Origin of the sequence: Bradyrhizobium sp. 40 (assembly GCF_023100925.1) — a bacterium.
GTDB lineage: Bacteria > Pseudomonadota > Alphaproteobacteria > Rhizobiales > Xanthobacteraceae > Bradyrhizobium.
In genome coordinates, this window is the sequence record NZ_CP064688.1 from 4,543,332 (window position 1) to 4,559,772 (window position 16,441).

16 protein-coding genes are annotated in these 16,441 nt (G+C 63.2%); 9 read left to right on the plus strand and 7 right to left on the minus strand.

Annotated elements, in window-relative coordinates:
- Positions 1-41: 41 nt before the first annotated feature.
- Positions 42-1,181 carry an FAD-dependent oxidoreductase gene (locus IVB40_RS22190; protein ID WP_247816285.1) on the plus strand — a complete coding sequence of 380 codons (1,140 nt, stop codon included), beginning with the start codon at positions 42-44 and terminating at the stop codon, positions 1,179-1,181.
- A 479-nt stretch (positions 1,182-1,660) separates the two neighbouring features.
- Here IVB40_RS22190 and IVB40_RS22195 read toward each other — a convergent pair whose 3' ends face one another.
- The 6 genes from IVB40_RS22195 to IVB40_RS22220 all read right to left on the minus strand — a co-directional run bounded on the left by IVB40_RS22195 (position 1,661) and on the right by IVB40_RS22220 (position 6,634).
- Positions 1,661-2,332: an ATP-binding cassette domain-containing protein gene (locus tag IVB40_RS22195; RefSeq protein WP_247816286.1), complete on the minus strand. Its 672-nt coding sequence runs from the start codon at positions 2,330-2,332 to the stop codon at positions 1,661-1,663.
- A complete protein-coding gene (locus IVB40_RS22200; protein ID WP_212256425.1) occupies positions 2,329-3,072 on the minus strand; it encodes an ABC transporter ATP-binding protein in 744 nt (247 codons plus the stop codon). Before IVB40_RS22200 ends, IVB40_RS22195 begins: the two co-directional genes overlap by 4 nt.
- Complete coding sequence (locus tag IVB40_RS22205) at positions 3,072-4,028, minus strand: branched-chain amino acid ABC transporter permease (protein WP_247816287.1); 957 nt, start codon at positions 4,026-4,028, stop codon at positions 3,072-3,074. Before IVB40_RS22205 ends, IVB40_RS22200 begins: the two co-directional genes overlap by 1 nt.
- The gene (locus tag IVB40_RS22210) at positions 4,028-4,927 is read right to left on the minus strand and encodes a branched-chain amino acid ABC transporter permease (RefSeq protein ID WP_247816288.1); all 900 of its coding nucleotides are present in this window, start codon (positions 4,925-4,927) and stop codon (positions 4,028-4,030) included. Before IVB40_RS22210 ends, IVB40_RS22205 begins: the two co-directional genes overlap by 1 nt.
- A gap of 69 nt (positions 4,928-4,996) precedes the next feature.
- A complete protein-coding gene (locus tag IVB40_RS22215) occupies positions 4,997-6,301 on the minus strand; it encodes an ABC transporter substrate-binding protein (protein WP_247816289.1) in 1,305 nt (434 codons plus the stop codon).
- Positions 6,302-6,337: 36 nt separating this feature from the next.
- On the minus strand, positions 6,338-6,634 hold the full coding sequence (locus IVB40_RS22220; protein ID WP_247816290.1) for a hypothetical protein: 297 nt from the start codon (positions 6,632-6,634) through the stop codon (positions 6,338-6,340).
- A gap of 348 nt (positions 6,635-6,982) precedes the next feature.
- Here IVB40_RS22220 and IVB40_RS22225 point away from each other — a divergent pair, with 348 nt between their 5' ends.
- From IVB40_RS22225 to IVB40_RS22250, 6 genes are all read left to right on the plus strand, one after another.
- Positions 6,983-7,861, plus strand: a complete 879-nt coding sequence (locus tag IVB40_RS22225; protein WP_247816291.1) for an N-acyl homoserine lactonase family protein — start codon at positions 6,983-6,985, stop codon at positions 7,859-7,861.
- Positions 7,858-8,895, plus strand: a complete 1,038-nt coding sequence (locus IVB40_RS22230; RefSeq protein WP_247816292.1) for an ABC transporter ATP-binding protein — start codon at positions 7,858-7,860, stop codon at positions 8,893-8,895. Before IVB40_RS22225 ends, IVB40_RS22230 begins: the two co-directional genes overlap by 4 nt.
- Positions 8,892-9,593 (plus strand): ABC transporter permease, encoded by a 702-nt coding sequence (locus tag IVB40_RS22235; protein ID WP_247816293.1) that lies wholly within the window; start codon positions 8,892-8,894, stop codon positions 9,591-9,593. Before IVB40_RS22230 ends, IVB40_RS22235 begins: the two co-directional genes overlap by 4 nt.
- Positions 9,594-9,597: 4 nt before the next feature.
- Positions 9,598-11,133, plus strand: coding sequence for a GldG family protein (locus tag IVB40_RS22240; RefSeq protein ID WP_247816294.1), 1,536 nt, complete (start codon positions 9,598-9,600; stop codon positions 11,131-11,133).
- Positions 11,134-11,141: 8 nt separating this feature from the next.
- Positions 11,142-11,672: a DUF4340 domain-containing protein gene (locus tag IVB40_RS22245; RefSeq protein ID WP_247816295.1), complete on the plus strand. Its 531-nt coding sequence runs from the start codon at positions 11,142-11,144 to the stop codon at positions 11,670-11,672.
- A gap of 92 nt (positions 11,673-11,764) precedes the next feature.
- Positions 11,765-12,772: a HupE/UreJ family protein gene (locus IVB40_RS22250; protein WP_247816296.1), complete on the plus strand. Its 1,008-nt coding sequence runs from the start codon at positions 11,765-11,767 to the stop codon at positions 12,770-12,772.
- A 620-nt stretch (positions 12,773-13,392) separates the two neighbouring features.
- On the opposite strand, the gene IVB40_RS22255 is transcribed toward IVB40_RS22250, so the two are convergent.
- Positions 13,393-14,010, minus strand: coding sequence for a hypothetical protein (locus IVB40_RS22255; RefSeq protein ID WP_247816297.1), 618 nt, complete (start codon positions 14,008-14,010; stop codon positions 13,393-13,395).
- 313 nt (positions 14,011-14,323) lie between these two features.
- On the opposite strand from IVB40_RS22255, the gene IVB40_RS22260 reads away from it, so the two are divergent.
- Together IVB40_RS22260 and IVB40_RS22265 are read left to right on the plus strand one after the other, a co-directional pair.
- Complete coding sequence (locus IVB40_RS22260) at positions 14,324-14,512, plus strand: hypothetical protein (protein ID WP_247816298.1); 189 nt, start codon at positions 14,324-14,326, stop codon at positions 14,510-14,512.
- A 280-nt stretch (positions 14,513-14,792) separates the two neighbouring features.
- On the plus strand, positions 14,793-15,041 hold the full coding sequence (locus tag IVB40_RS22265) for a hypothetical protein (RefSeq protein ID WP_247816299.1): 249 nt from the start codon (positions 14,793-14,795) through the stop codon (positions 15,039-15,041).
- The last annotated feature ends 1,400 nt before the right edge of the window (positions 15,042-16,441 follow it).

A 16,441-nucleotide genomic window follows, 5' to 3' on the forward strand; every position in this document is an offset into this window, starting at 1 on the left:
CAGGATGATCGGCGAGTCGTAGCATCGCTCGCGAGGCCTTCATGCGAAAATGCGAAGTCGCCGTGCTGGGTCTAGGACTCATGGGCGGAGCAGCGCTCAACTCATTGTTGGATGCCGGCGTCGATGCGCTCGGCTTCGACCCTGTCGGACCCGGTTCGGATCGAGGCTCGTCACATGGTTCATGTCGAATTTTCCGTCGCTTCAATTTCGAAAACCCCAACTACACCAGCCTGAGCGACGAGGCTCATGCCGGTTGGATCCGGCTGCAGGCCGAAAGCCGTCAAACGGTACTGACGGAAACCCCTGTTTTGGAGGCAGGCCTCCCCGGCTCTGCGATGGTGGCGTCGTCACGCGCGGCCGCGATCGCGAAAGGGCGCCCTGATCCGATGTTGACCGCGACCGTAGCGAACAAGGAATTTCCGGCTTTCACCCTGCCCGACGACTGGGACGTCGTAGTACAAGACGGTGGCGCGATACTGCGGACCGGTGTCGTCATGAGACTGATGCGCTCACGCGCCGGGAACCGTGTGATTCCGGAACGCGTGAGCTTCACGCCGCACCACGACGGCGTATCGATCCGCACGGTGACCGAAGAGTTCTTCGCCGAGCGCGCGATTCTGGCGCTGGGTCCATGGCTCGGTCGCGCACTCCCGAGACTGGGCGCGCTGCTCAACGTGACCCGACAGGCGGTCGGCTGGTTCAAGCCGACCCGCCCTGACACTGTGGCGCTCGGTCGTTTCCCGATCTTCATTCTGGACCGAGGTCCGAACGACGTGGTCTACGGCTTTCCGGACTTCGAACAGCGCGGCGTCAAAGCGGCGCCTCACAACCACGGGCCCGTGGTCGGCCCCGATGACTGGGGTCCGCAGGCCACCGAGGCCGAACTCCGCCCGGTCGGCGATGCGTTGGCGGCCCTTGTCCCGGGCGCGGCCGGGCCAATCATCGATCGAGACGTCTGCCTCTACACCAACACCGTGCCCGCCGACCGCCTGCCCGATGCGGGCGAGGAATTCATCATCGATCGCTGGCCGGATTCCCGCCTAATCGTCTGCTCCGCGTGTTCAGGCCATGGTGCGAAGTTCGCGCCAGCCATCGGGCAAAGGCTTGCCCGACTGGCCACCGATCCGTCCTACGAAGCAGAGTCCTTCTTTCAGCTTTCCCGATATTCTCAATTCGCCTGAGCGGATATCGCGGCGTGGCCGGATCGGCTACGTGACCTTGGCGGTGTCACTGGCCGATATGTTCTGCGCCGGCGAGCTTCGGCGCGGGACCTCCGAATTCGCGCGCGAAGACTCTTGAAGCGCGAATTGAGCCTTGAGCCGTGGTGTGAATCGGCGTGGGGGTCCTGAGGCTGATCGGCACGATAAGTCTCTGATTCACATCACATTGGAGGGGGCATGCTTCGATGCCGATTCACATCCCGGCCTTCCGCCGACCTGCACGCTCGTCGGCCGGACGTGCTGCGGTGGTCTCGGGTCTCGCCGAGCATGCTTCGTCGCTAGGCCGTCAGGCGGCCGTGGTGCGACCACCGCAAATCCCCTGGCGGCTTCGCCGGCGCGGGCCGCCTCGTGTTGCATTGAGCGCCAGTAGATTCGTCTGTTCGGCAAGCCTCGATGGAGCTTGGCTTGACCGTCTGTTTTGCGCGCCGAACGGGCGAGCGCTACACCCGGACCCGGCTTTCGATTTCGCCGCGCTCGATCGTCAGCGTCACGTCGGCGAAGGTCTCGAGCAGCTTCGGATTCGACTCCGTGATCAGAAGGGTAATGTCCCGGTCCTGCGAACGAAGCCGACGCAGCGCCTCGGCGTACCTCTGCGCCAGCACAGGGGCGAGGCCCTGGAAGGGCTCGTCCAGAATGACGAGGCGGGTTCCTAACATCAGGGCGCGTCCGAGGGCGACCATCTTGCCTTGGCCGCCCGAGACGGAGCCCGCCGGGCGACTCGCCAGTTCCTTGAGCTCCGGCAGGACCGAGTAGGCTCGCTCCAGCCGCCGGCGCGCCTCGTCCGCGCCAAGTTTCGCGACGCGACCGGGCAAAAGAATGTTTTCTTCCACCGTAAAGGCTGAGAAGAGACGACGGTCCTCGGGGGCGTAGCCGATGCCTAAGAAGGGCCGGCGGTGCGGAGGAACATGTCCCAGGTCCTGTCCGCCCAGGCGCACGGTGCCGCTCGCCTTCGTGAAGCCCATGATGGTCCGTACGGTCGTGGTCTTGCCGGCGCCATTTCGCCCGATGAGCGCGGCGGTCGCACCCGGCGGCAGCGAGAAGCTGACGCTGCGCAGCACCGGCGCATCGGCGATCGCGACGTTGACGTTCTCGAAGTCCAGCATCGCCGTCATATGCCGATCACCTGTTCGCGGACCTTGGGATCGGCCAGAACCTCCGCCGGCGTGCCGACCTTTTGAATCTTCCCGACGTTCCACACCGCGACTCGGTGGGCATAGCGCTCCACCATGTCCATGTCGTGCTCGACGAAGACCGAAGTCACATTCTCCTTGGCGAGCGCGGACGTCAGGATGTCCATGATCTCCAGCTTCTCGGCGGAGGCGACGCCCGAGGTGGGCTCGTCCATCAGCAGCAGTCTGGGCTTCAGCGCGAGCGCCAGAGCGATGTCGACCAGCTTGCGTTGTCCCTCGGGAAGCTCCCTCGCCTTGCGAGACGCGTACAACTTGACGCCGACGAGATCCAGAAGGCGCTCCATTTCAGGCAGCTCAGGCAGGGCGGAAAGAGCCGTAAAGCCGGAAGGGCTTCCCAGCCGTGAGGCCGCGGCGATCAGCATGTTCTCCATCACAGTCTGATCGAGAAAAAGCTGCGGTATCTGAAAGGCCCGCGCGATGCCGAGCTTGGTGATCGTGCGCGGGAGCTGCGCCGTGATTTCCTGGCCTAGGAAGGTGATGCTTCCGGCCTGCGGCCGCAGATAACCCGTCGAGATGTTGAGGAAGGTGGTCTTTCCGGCGCCGTTCGGTCCGATGATCGCGAGGTTCTCGCCTTGGAGCACGTCTAGGTCAATACCGTCGGCGGCGACGACGCCACCGAACCGGATCTTGATGCCCTTCGCGGAAAGGAGGACGTTGGCCATCAATGTCCTCCCTGCTTCGCCTGGCCGTGGCGCTGCCTGAGACCTATCAGTCCGTTAGGCGCATAGAGAATGATGACGATCAAGACCACGCCGAGGATCAGCTGCCAGGTGTCGGCCAGGTGGGCCGCCGCATAGAAGCGCACGCACTCGAACATCGCCGCGCCGGCGAACGCTCCGAAGGCGTGGGCGCTGCCGCCGAGGATCGCGATAAAGACGAACTCGCCCGACTTTGTCCGGAACCCGAACTCGGGCGTGGCGATCTGCTGGATGATCGCCACCAGCGTGCCGCCGATGCCGCCGAGAAAAGCCGAGATCACGTAGCCTATCAGAAGCACGCGCCGTGCGGACGTCCCGAGGTACTCGAGCCGGGTCTCGTTCGATTTGACGGCACGCAGCATGTGTCCGAGCGGGCTATCGAGATAGCGCTGCACGCCGTAGAACGCGACGACCGCGATCAAGAGGCTCACGTAAAGAATGACGTACTGGAAGGTTTCGGGCGTAAACGACAGCCCTAACAGGGCCGGACGAGGGACCCGGATGCCGTCGGCGCCGTTGGTGTAATGAAACATCTTCTCCAGCAGCGACCACAGCACCATCGAAAACGCCAGATTCAGCATTCCGAAAAAGATTTCCCGGTAGCGCACGACGAAGAGCCCGATGACAAGGCCGAAGACGGCGGAGGTTGTGCCGCCCAGCACGATGAAGAGCACGATGTCGCCGCCACCGACGTACTTGCCCCAGAACGCCGCGGTATACGCCCCGGTAGCGAAGAACATTGCATGTCCGAACGACACCTGCCCCGCCTGCAGCAGAAGAATGATACCGAGAACGACGATGCCCTTCGCGAGGATCAACGCGAACAAGGTCGCCCAGCTCGATACCAAAAGGGGCGCGACGGCGCTGACCAGAAAGAAGATGATCGCGATCGTGGTGACCGGCTTGATGCGACCGCTCATCATATTTTCCTTGCCTGCACGGCGCCGAACAGGCCGAACGGACGCACCAGAAGCACCAGCACCATCAGCAGATAGGGAACGAGAACTTCGAATTCCGGCTGGAGATAGATCACGAAGGCGCGGGTCAGGCCGATCATCAGCGCGGTGAGCGCGGTGCCCTCGATCTGGCCGAGACCTGCGGTCGCAGCGACGGCAAAGGAAAGCACGATCATATCGGCGCCCATACCGGGGACCAGCGAGGTCGTCGGCGATGCCAGCGCTCCTCCCAACGCGGCCAGACTCGCGCCGATCACGAAGGTGACGAAATATACGCGTTTTGCGTCAATCCCGATGGCCGTCGAAGCTTCGCGGTCCTCCGTGACCGCAAGGATCACCGCTCCCGACAGCGTCCTGCGCAGGAAGTAGCGGAGCCCGAACAGCGTCGCCAATGCGACGCCGGGCAGCAGAATGACCTGGTACGACGTGTAGCTGACGCCGAACACGGCGACGTTGGGAAGTAGTCTCAACGGCTCCGCGGCGAAGATGGGCTGCACGCCCCAGATCAGACGCTGCAGGTTGTCCATGATCATGAAGGCGGCGAAAGTGATCAGAAGCTGGAGGACGTCCTCCTGTCCGGAGAGCGGCCGCAGCAGAAACCGTTCGATGAAACCGCCGCACACGACGCCGATCACGACGGAGGCGACCAGCAGCGCGGGATAGGTGAGCCAAGGCGAGATCGGCGCGATTGCAAGGCTGAACGTCGCAGCCAGGTAGGCGCCGAACGCGTACAGCGAACCGTGCGCGACGTTGACCACGCGCAGCACGCCGAAGATCAGGCTGAGCCCGACCGAGACCAAGAACACCAGTGCGGCGTAGCTGATCCCATCGAGGATAGCCAAGATAGCGAGTGTCGAGTTCATGATGGCCTTCGGAAAAGGTCCGTCCTCCGGGACGAGGCTCGGAGGACGGGAAAAAAGTCGAGCGTGCCGCTACTGAGCTTTGAAGGTCGGCACGTCCATCTTGACGAAGTCCGGCTTGAGCGTCTTGAGCCACTCAACCGACCGTACGCCAGCCGGGTTGGTGATCATCTTCGGATCGAAGATCATAATGTTGTCGAGCAGCTTGAAGTCGTACCCCGGAACGGACTTGGTGACGCCGACGAGCTGAGCTTCGAGACCCTGGTTGTCCTCTGGCCGCAGCGTAATCGGACGGCCGAAGCCGGTGGCGAACTCGGCGCCCGCCGTCGCGTCGACGACCTGTTCCCGTGTGGGCCAGTTGCCGCCGTTGGACTTGATCGCCTTGTCGTAGGCCGTCTGCAGGGCCTTGAACGCCTGCGCCATGTGATAGACCGGGTAGATCGGCCATGCACCGGTCTTCGCCTTGAAGGCTTCATTGAACGCCTTGAAGGCCGCGTCGTTCTTCTTCTCGGGATGCAGGAACCAGTGGTCTCCGCGCGCGCCGACGATCAGGCCTTCAGGCAAGTCCTTGCCCAACCGCTGGATCGATGATTCGCCGATCCCGAGCACGAAGATCGACTGCTGCAACAGGCCGCGCTGACCGGCCTGGCGGACCAGCGTGTCGAGATCTCCGCCCCAAGACGTGGTCAGAACCACATCCGGCCGCAGCGCCAACAGACGGGAAACTTCAGTGGAGTAGTCCGGTGCGCCGAACTTCGGGAAGAGCTCCGCGACGACTTGCACGTCCGGCTTCATCGCCTTGAGCGCGGTCGAAAAAATCTCCCAGCTCTCCCGACCCCATGCATAATCCTGATTGACCACCGCGATCGTCTTAAAGTCGGGCTTGGTTTTGAGCAGGTAAAGGAGCACGGCCAGCATTTCCGGCGTGCCGTTCGCCTGAGTCCGGAAATTGTAGCGGTACTTCTTGGTTTCGAGGATCGAGGCCGCACCGCAGTCCCACATGAAATTCATGACTTTGAGGTCTTCGGCGACCGGCACCAACTGGGTGCAGCTGCCCGACGAGATCGAAGCAAACGTGGCATCAACCTTTTCGTCCTGCACCACGCGTCGGTAGTTCGAGACGAGCGCTTCGCCTCCCGCGCCTTCGTCGATGAAGGAGAGCTTGACCGGCACGCCGCCGATGCCGCCCTTCTTGTTGAGGTCCTCCGCGATCATCTCCGCTGCGACCTTCGCCGGCACACCGAAGACTGACGCAGGGCCCGACAGGAACGTCGTGATGCCGATTTTGAGCTCCGACGGCTTGCTCTGCGCAAGCGAGGTGCCCGTAAAGGTCACAACTACAAGCCCGGCCGCAACCGCAGCCTTGAGAAATTGCATCGAAAGTCCTCCCTCTTCTATGTGTCGCGTCCGGCTTCAGCCGCCGTGCGCTTCTTCTTGCAACAACGCTACTATAATTGGCGCGTGTTGCCAGCCCTCTTCGCCGCCATTCGCGAGCCTACGGTTCGACGACGCCGCCCATTTTGTCGGCTGCGCATCGATTGGAACGGACAAGGTCCCCGAAATGATCGATGCCTCCAATCCCAGGGTGGGATAAAAGCTCCGGCCAGAGCTGCTACGCTCCATTCGTGCCTGCTCTTCCTCTGCGACGTAGGCTTCCGAATAGCGTCGAAAGGCCATGGCCTGTCCTTCGCGTACCAGCCAGCCGTTCACGGACTGCCTGGAGGATTGGGTTTGGACCATAGCGGGCATTGGAATTACGACACGTGACATTTGGAAATTGAGCGCCCCAGGAGAGCTATACGTCTACTGAAATTCCACATTTGGCCTGCTGCGGTTGAAGACTGGTTTCAGCAGGAATGCCCCTCCCATCCACTCACGCAACGAGCCTCAGCCAATCCTGACCACCGGCGCCGCAGTACCGTCGGGTGAACCGATACACCGTCCAGAATTATTGACAGGTCTACTGCGGCGTGTTGAACTTAGGTGCATCCTGCCGGCGCCTCTGCGGCTTTGCACAGAAGCAAAACATAACAAAATTCGCGACGAGGGAGGCAAAGAATGACCTGCAAATATTTGACGGCAATGGTCGCTCTTCTCGGGAGCGTATTATCGAGTACGGCACTAAGCGCACAAGACCTTAAGCTCTACGCGTTCAGTTCCGGCGCGTTGACTCTCGGCAAAGGATTTTTGGTGAACGGCGCACCCATGGAGCCGGCGATCCAGGTTCCGGTCGGTTTTTACGTGATCAAACATCCGAAAGGGAATGTTCTCTTCGATACGGGTAACAACGACAAGATTATCACCGACCCAGGCTACTGGGGTGCCGCGTTCACCGGGTTGAAGCCGGTCAACACGCCAGATGTCGCGATCGATACGCAGCTGAAGAAAATCGATCTTACGCCCGACGATATCACCTACGTCGTGGTGAGCCACCTCCACCTCGACCACGGCGGCAACGTGGCCAAGTTCCCGAAGTCGACGCTCGTCGTGCAAAAGAGCGAGCTTCAGAACTTCTTCTGGCCGGAGCCCGGCACCGGCTCCAATTACGTTCTCGGCGACGTCCTGCCGCTGCGCGGAAACATGACACCAAGCGCAAACGCGGTGAAGATGTTGCAGCTCGAAGGCGATCAGGACCTGTTTGGAGATGGCACGCTCGTCGTGAAGCGCTGGGTTGCCCACACGCCGGGCAGCCAGATGATGACGGTGCGGCTGAAGAACACCGGCCTCACCATCCTCACCGGGGACAACGTCTATTTCCGCGAGAACGTCGAGCAGAATATACCGCCGAGCACCCCGTTGGTCTATTCGACATCGGGATACTACTCGGCCTTCGAGTGGATCAGACGGGAGATGGCGACGCAGAAGGCAAATTTCTTCACTGCCCACGACCCAGACGCGTTCAAGGCGATGAAGAAGGCGCCGGAATTCTACGATTGACCGGCTCGACGCCGACAGTGGACCGGCACCTGACCGATCGACCGCCCCGAGCCCCGGCGGGGCTTGGCATTGCGCCGGCTGAAAGCTCGCGGCACGGCATCGCCGTCGCCTCCGTCGAACGGCTGGGCAAACGTTATGGCCGCCGCCAGGCAGTGGACGGCGTCTCGTTCGAAGTGAAGGAGCGGGAAGTGGTGGGCCTGCTTGGTCCCAACGGCTCCGGTAAGACCACCATCCTGCGCGTCATCACCGGCTATCTGAGGCCGAGCGAAGGAACTGTCCGCATCGACGGCTTCGATGTGGTCCGCGACGGACACCAAGCGCGCGCGCGGATCGGCTACGTGCCCGAGAACGCCCCGCTCTACGGCCATATGCGGGTGGACGAATTTCTCCACTTCATGGGCCGGTTGCGGGGCTTGCGGGGAGGCGCGTTGCGCCGAGGCATCGAGTCCGCCCGCGCGCGGCTCGCGCTCGAGCCGGTCGGCGACGCCGTGATTGGCCGGCTGTCGCGCGGCTATCGGCAGCGCGTCTCAATCGCCCAGGCCGTGCTGAACGAACCCAAGTTGTTGGTGCTCGACGAGCCGACCAACGGCCTTGACCCGCGTCAGGTCATCGAGCTGCGCGGGCTGCTGCGGACCCTGGCCCGCGACAGCGCGGTCCTTGTCACCTCGCACGTCCTTGCCGAGATGGAACGCGTCGCCGATCGGGTCGCGATCCTGCTCGACGGGCGGCTGCTCACCGTCCACCAGCTCGCCGGCGCGGGGCGCGGCACTTCGCTTCGCGTCCGCGCCCGAGCCGATCGGGCGGACGAGGTCGCGGCGGCGTTGTCCGGCCTGGCGGGGATCGGCGGCGTGACCCGGGAGGAGCCGGAGGACGGCCTCGCCGGCTGGCGGGTGGAGATGTCGGAGGCCGGCGCAGCCCCCCGTGTCGCCGCCGCCCTCTGCCTCGCCGGCATCGCCAGCGTCGAGACGGTTGAGACGGCTTCAGACCTGGAGGAGCTGTTCCTCCGGCTAACGGCGAGCCGAGCGTTCCAGTGACGGCGTTCCTCGCCCTGGTTACCAAGGAGTTGCGCGCGCTGTTCGTCTCGCCGATCGCTTACGCCGTCATCGCCGTCTTCCTTGTGCTCAACGGCTATGGCTTCGCCGTCACGCTCATCGCCACCAAGCAGGCGACGCTGGTGAACGTCTTCTTTCAGGCGGCCGTGCAGCTCGTCCTGTTCGTGCCGCTCGTTACCATGCGGCAGTTCGCCGAGGAACGCCGGGGCGGCACCCTCGAGCTGCTGCTGACGTCGCCGGTGCGCGAGGGCGACATCGTGCTGGCCAAGTTCGCAGCCTCGATGGGCATGCTGCTCGCGATGGTCGCGCTCACTTTGGTGTATTCATGGATATTGGCGCGGTTCAGCACTCCCGATTGGGGCCCGATCTACAGCGGCTACCTCGGCCTCACCTTGCTCGCCGGCGCCCTGGTCTCGATCGGTCTTGCCGTTTCCGCGCTCACCGCCAACCAGGTCGTGGCCGCGGTCGTTTCGCTCGGCGTGTTCGGGATGCTGTGGGCGATTGACGCCTGGGCCGCGTTGCTGCCGTCGCCGATCGACAATTGGGTGCTCGGGCTGTCGCTGCTGGCGCGCTTCCAGCCTTTTGCCCTCGGAGCCATGTACGCTTCGGATTTCGGCTTCTTCCTCGCGGTGACCCTGCTCGGGCTGTTCCTCGCCGCGCGCGGGCTGGCCCGGCGCTGACGCCATGGAGCACCCCGAGCTCGACTGGAACGCGTTGCTCTGGGCTGGTGGCTGGCTCGCTGCCGTCCTGGTGCTGTTCGCGACCGGGCTGAGACTGCCGCTGCAGACCGCGCTCGCGGGCTGGCGGGGGCGGGCCTATTCGGCCGGAGTCATCCTGATCGCGCTCGGCGCCGCGGTGCTGGCCAATGTCGCGCTGCATCTGCATGACGTGCATTTCGACCTGACTCGCGAGAAGGTCTATACGCCCTCGGGGGCGGCCATGCGGGCGATTGACGAGGTCTCCCGCGAGGTAACCGTCACCTACTTTTATCGGTCGCAGGATCCCGCGGGGCGGCGCGCGCGCGACCTCCTTGCGATCATGGCCCGGCGGAACCCGCTGCTCAAAGTCGTCGCAGTCGATCCGGACCGGGACCCGAGACTCGCACGCGAGAAGGCAATCCAGATCTACAATGCCGCGGTCGTGGAGGCGGAGGGACGTCGGGTGCTGGTGCAAGGCACGGACGAGACGGAGATCGCGATAGGTATCCAGCGCGTATTGCGCGGGCGCGCGATTACGGCCTGCTTCCTCGAGGGCCACGGCGAGCTGCCGATGGACAACTTCGAGTACCACACGCACCTGGAAAGCGGCGCTGGCCACAGCCACGACGACGCCAGCTCGCAGGTGGTGGAGATGCCGGGCCACGGCGCGGGGCGGCTGCGCCGCGCTCTCGAAGCGCAGGGTTATGAGGCGCGGAAGCTCATCCTCGCCACCGAGGGTGACGTGCCGACCGGGTGCACCCTCCTCGTCACGGCAAATCCGCGGACCACGTTCCTGCCGGCTGAAAGCGCGGCCTTGCGCGCCTATCTGCGGCGCGGCGGGTCGGCCCTTCTCCTGCTGGACCTGGGTTTCGTGCTCGAACCCGGGCTCGCCCGGCTCGTGGCCGAGCTCGGCGTCCGCCCGGAGCAGGAGGTCGTCGTCGATCCGTTGAGCCACTACTCGACCAACCCCGAGATCGTGGCGGTCACGGGTTACGACCCTCACCCGGTTACGCGCTCGGTCTCGCTCACCTTCTACCCCGGCATCCGCCCCATCACGATGCTACCGACGGCGGGCGACCTCCGCGTGACGGCCCTGCTGCTCAGCAGCCGGGACAGCTACACGCGCCCGGTCAAACCGGTGGGGTCACACGCGGTCGAGCCTGACGCGGCGCGTGATAAGGACGCGGCAGCGCCCCCGGTCCCCGGCCCGCGCGTCTTGGGCGTCGCCGTGGAAGGGCGCCTCGACAGCAACTCCGAACCCATGCGCGCCATCGTCGTCGGCGACAGCGACTTCGCCAGCAACTCGTTCTTTCCTTATATGGCAAACAGTGACCTTTTGCTCTCGGCGGCCCGCTGGCTGGCACGTGAAGAGCGCACGACAGCCGTCGCCGCGCGCGTTCCCGTGCCCCCCCTCATCGCGTTGACGGGGCGGCAGTCGAATGCGGTGTTCTTCCTGGTCGTCTTCGCAATGCCGCTCCTGGTGGTCGCGCTCGGCTGCGTCGTTTGGTGGCGGCGCCGATGAGGCGGCACGTGCTGCACCCGGTCCTCGCGGCGCTCGCGCTCCTCTACCTTGCGGCGATGGTGGTGAGCGGCGCCATGCCGGTGCAGCGCCAGCTCGTGCGGTTCGAGCCCAAGGGCGTGCTCAGCCGCGCGCCGGAAGAGGTCACGCGGGTAGAGTTGAGCCGCGGCACGCGACGCGTTACCCTGCTCCGCGCGGGCGAGACGGCGTGGGCGACGCCTGACGGAGTCAACATCGGCACCGCCGGGCTCCGGGTCAGCAAGGCCGTCCAGATCATGCACAATTCCGGTCCTGTCCGCGAGATCGAGGCGGCGGAGCTGGCGGGGAGCGACCCGGCGCCGTTCGGCCTCGACCCGCCGCAGCTCTCCGTGAAGCTCTACGGCGGGCACGGCGAGCCGGTTCTCAGCGCCCGCTTCGGCGAGTTCAACCCCGAGGGGTACCTCCAGTACATGCGCATCGATGGCAATCCGCGGCTCTACCTCATGTCCCGCTTCGTCGGCGGCGAATGGGCCGAGGTCATGACTGAAGCGGACGCGCGATGACACCTCCTGCCTCTCTGCGCCGCGCCGCGCCGTGGACTGCCCTCGCGCTGCTGCTACTACTCGGACCAGCACAAGGGCACATCGCCGGCTCCATGGGCTATGCCACCGTGAGCCTGCACGGCGGAACTGTCCGATACAGCCTCACTCTCGGCCCCGATGCGCTCGCGGCGGCCGGCGGCGAGGCCGCCGGGGTGCGGCTGGCGCCTCGTGGAGACTACGCCACGCTGGCCGATTTGGTGGCGCGCAAAGTCGGCATTTCCGCGAATGGGGTGCGATGCGAGCCGGTGCCCGGAACGGTCACGCCGCCCACGTCCGACCGCGCCAATGCCGTAGTGATCATCGATTACGCCTGCCCTGGTACCCCGCGCGAACTTGTGCTGCGCGACGACCTGTCCGACGTCCTCGGCAACGACTACCACACGCTTGTCCGCGTCGAAGCCCTGGGGAGCGTGCAGCAATACACCCTCGAACGCGACCGGCGCGAGGCTCTCCTCGCCGTCGCGGCACCGAGCGGGAGGCCGGCGCCCGAGGTTACTGCCGGGAGCGGCGTCTTCGCCTTCTTTCGGCTCGGCATCGAGCACATCCTGACGGGAGTTGATCACCTCCTGTTCGTGCTGGCTCTCGTCCTGGGCGGCGGAGGAATCGGATCCTTGTTCGCCGTCATCACCGCCTTCACGGTGGCGCACAGCATCACCTTGGCCGTGGCGGTCCTGGGCGCGGCGTCGCCGCCTAGTTGGATCGTCGAGCCGGTGATCGCGCTGTCGATCGTATACGTCGCGGCCGAAAACATTTTCCTCAGACGCACGGCGTCGTGGCGCTGGGCCGTTGGCTTCGCGTTTGGCCTCGTGCATGGCTTCGGCTTTGCCGGCGCGTTGCTCGATCTCGATCTGCCCCCGGCCGCCCTGGCCGGGGCGCTCGTGTCGTTCAACCTCGGCGTTGAAGCCGGCCAGGCAGCGGTGATCGCCGCTTTCCTGCCGGTCCTCCTTTGGTTTCGGCGCGCCGCGTGGGAGCGGCAGGCGGTGACGGCGCTCTCCGCGCTCGTGCTGGTCGCTGGGCTCGCCTTCCTCGTCGATCGCGTTCTGGTCGCCGCGAACTGGTGAGATTCCGCCAAGTCGGACGACCGCCTCGTTATGTTGACCTCCTCAACTGGTGCGGCTGGTCATCTTCAAGTCGGAGGGCTTTCGCTGCAGGATCTGCTTCTGGGCCTGTTGCAAACATTGCAGGATTAGCATCGTCGCGCGATGATCAACAACTGGCTTGCCGATATCCGTACATCGCTGTCTGTTTGATTGCTATTGCGCTGGTTCCCGCGCACCATGGGGCTGTTCTTTCTTGGAGCGTTCATCTGGCGGAGTGACGTTGTACGAAAGCCAGACCGGGTGCTCTTATGCTCAACAGCGGCCGCATGCGTTGGTCTGGGCGCAGCTTTGATCTTTCTGAAAGTCAACGGCGTTTTAGCGAGCCGCAGTCTTGACGGAGTGGCCACACCCGCCGGCACGATCCTGCTCGCTCTCGGCTATCGAAGGCATTCGGCCGAATTCCGCGATTTGACAAATTCGTAGTGCCCTGCCCTTCGGGCCCGCTCGCAGCGGCGAGCAAATCTGTAGCTTGTAACCGTAGTTAGTCACGTCAACCGCGCCTCACCGCGCCGAAAATTTTAGAATCCTCAACGCCTTGGTCATTCCCGTTTGGAGGAGCGGTGAACGTCGGCAGCACAACCTTAGTCGTTCTTGCGTGCGTGTTCCTTAACTCTCTCAATGAATTTGAGAGCTTCGCCCTGCGGCAATCCTTTTCCGATCGAAAGGCTGAGATCGCGCCGCACGGAGCTGATAAACCTCGCTTCGTCAAATCCAAGATTTTTTTCACGATAGTTGATCAACTCGACGTGCAGCAGCCGGCCCTCTTTGATCGAGTCCTTCAGTTTGTCGGAGGCGTAACCGCTCAGCTCCACCATGGGCCGGGTTTTTTGCGGCTCCTTCGAACCTTCTCTTTTGTATGTCAGTTCCTGCTCGTCGGCTATTATCTTGAACTCTGCTCGCAGAAATCCTTGCAACAGCGATCTGCCGAACCCCGAGACATCTTCGTAAACCATCCGGTAGAGATGACCGCCTTTCTGGGTGGGCCTGAGGGAAACTACGGCATGTACCGAAAGACCACCCGCTTCGTCGGCGGCCCGCCTCGGAATCCTGACCTTTCCAGTTTTGATATTGGTGAACCCTGGATCCGCCTTGTCTCTGTCGCCCAAACAGAACAGCATTGCGACTGCCGGCGAGCCATTGGAGAGCTTCACTTCCCTAACGGCGGAGAGCCGGATCACGCGTCGTTCGTTGTCGATCACCTGGAAGCACAGATCATTCTCCTGCCGCTTCTTTAGGTACGGAATGAAGTCCGTTAGCGGCAGAGGTGGTGCGTCAGAAGGATGCGGTGCGCCACGGCGAGATCAAAAAAACAAAATGAATCGCTGATTGCCTTTAAGCATAATGCCCCGAAATAATTTTCGGGAAGACTTGCACATCCAGCAATAGACTCAACAGAGTGAAATGTCTTTGCACCAACGAATTTGGGCTTGACCGTCAGCTTGAGCTTTGGAGCGGACCTGTCCCCCAGCGCTAGCGGCTTTCCTCGGGATTGATTCAGCGCGATTATGCGCGGTGTCCCCACGCATCATCCAAATTCCGCTCCCAGGCGGCGACCGCAAGGCCCAGGTCAAAGGCATCCGCCAAGCGCACGGGCTGCATGCGAGCTACTACGCCCAGTCGGTCCTGATCCGCAGTGCGGCAGAGGAGAAGCTTCGCGAGGCCGACCGGCTGGAATGCGACGCCTGGAACGCGATCATGTGAGCCGGCGGCCCCGCGATGCCGTCACCCAGCGAGCCACAGGCCAATCCGACCATCGCCAAGGCGCGCCGGCTATGACCTGATCGAGGCCAAGTGCAACCGCTGCGGCGGATCTCCCTGCTCTCGCTGCGCGCGATCAAGCGGCCGGCCGCCCCCCTCTGGAAGCTGGAGCCTGTGCTGTATTGTGAGCCGTGCTCGGTCATGCGAGGCAGGCGGCAGCGTGCGCATATTCTCCGGCTGACCTTCGCTAAGCCTGATGGGAGTCGACGGAGCAAGCCCAACCATGAAATACGCCAACGCCCGCCCGTTCTCCGATCCTGAAGCGGCCGCCCGAAAGCTGGCCGAGATCGCTTCCGGTATCGAGTCGGTCCAGGACGGCCGCATTCATATCGAGAAGATCAATTACCCCTTCATCTTTCGGTTTCAGGGAAGCGGGCCGGAGTTCGGCGCAGGTATCCGCTACGCCGTCGAGAAGGGCTGGCTAGAGCTGCATGAAAGCGGCACTTACGTGCGGTTGCTGACGCCGGGCTGAGGCAGCCTTACTCTGGATTTGTAAGGTCGCTCTGGATCCACCCGGCCGCCGCTTTTATCGGGTCTGGCACTTCGATGTCCCACGAGTGGTCGCAACTCGGACACTCGTAGCTCTCTCGAACGATGCCAGCGGTTACTGGCATGACCCGAGCAAGCATGGACCGCTTACTACAGTTCGGACACACCGGACGCTGGAGCATGACTGAACCACGACGTGCGTTAGGGATGTCGAAGCTTAGGCTCCTTCTCCCGAACCCAGCAATAACAAAAGTCAAACCAGGCCGTCGCGAGAATGAATTGGGCGACCAGACAAACAGGCCAGTACCCATCCGGCCGCCGCCTAACTGGGCAGCGAAGGGCCATAGCGAGCACGGCGTCCACAGCAAAAGCGGAGGTCGCCCGGCCTCGAAGGGACCATCGTCAGCCATCCCGGAAGTAAGCTCTTGTGCGAAACAAAACGGCCCCTGTCGGTTACCGACAGAGGCCGTGCGGATGGATGGCATAAGGCTAAGCCGGGTTTAGGTGTCACGCACAAGGACCCGCCTTTCTGAAACGCTCGGCGCCCGTTTTGGGATCAGCGGAATTTGCAGGCAATGTGCGCAAAGTTTGACGGTGACTGGAGAATTTACCGGTCGGCGCCCCTGTTGGAACGACAGGCGCGGCCGGACATTTGAATCACAGCTGGCTCGCCGCCAGAGCTGGCGGAGCGGCCCCGGCCTTAACCTCCAGTGTCCCCAGCAGCCGGGGCCGTCTCTCCGCAAGTGAAGCCATTTCGCACCTCGGCGAAATCTTCTTGAAACAAAGCAGGTGGAAGCTGGCCGCATCAAATACGAGGAAGCCAAGATGCTAGTCCTAATGAACCTGATATGGCGGCGGCTTGCCTACACGATGCTGATCGGTATGCGCTCCAGGCTCGTACGGCAGTAAGGGTAAGGCGGCTCTCGTCCGGAGGCCACCAACCGTGCCTAAAGAAATCGCTATAGCGCTCTGGTCCTTGGCAGTTGCCTGCGTAATCGCATTCAGCATGGCGGCGCTGGTTGCGACCCACTAGATAAGAGAACTCGAGCGTGAGCCTGCACCCGGCAGAAGGTTTGCCGTCCGAGGCCATCGATCTCGCTTCGGCTGTTCCCATGAGATTTTTTGGCAACCGGAGCACCGAAAGATAGTCATCAGTCCGTCCGGCGAACTAATTGCGGCCATGAATAGCATGGGTTTGTTGCACGCTGCACAGATCGGCAGGTGGTTTCTCGTTTCGCCATTTCCGCGCAACGCGGGAACAGCGGGGGAGTTTCTATTCTTCTGGAAGCTCAGGGTGCCAGATACTCGGAACCTTATGCCGGAGCAGTGCCATCGAAATCGCGATCTGCTCCCGAGAACGGCACAGCATCTCTCGCGTCATTT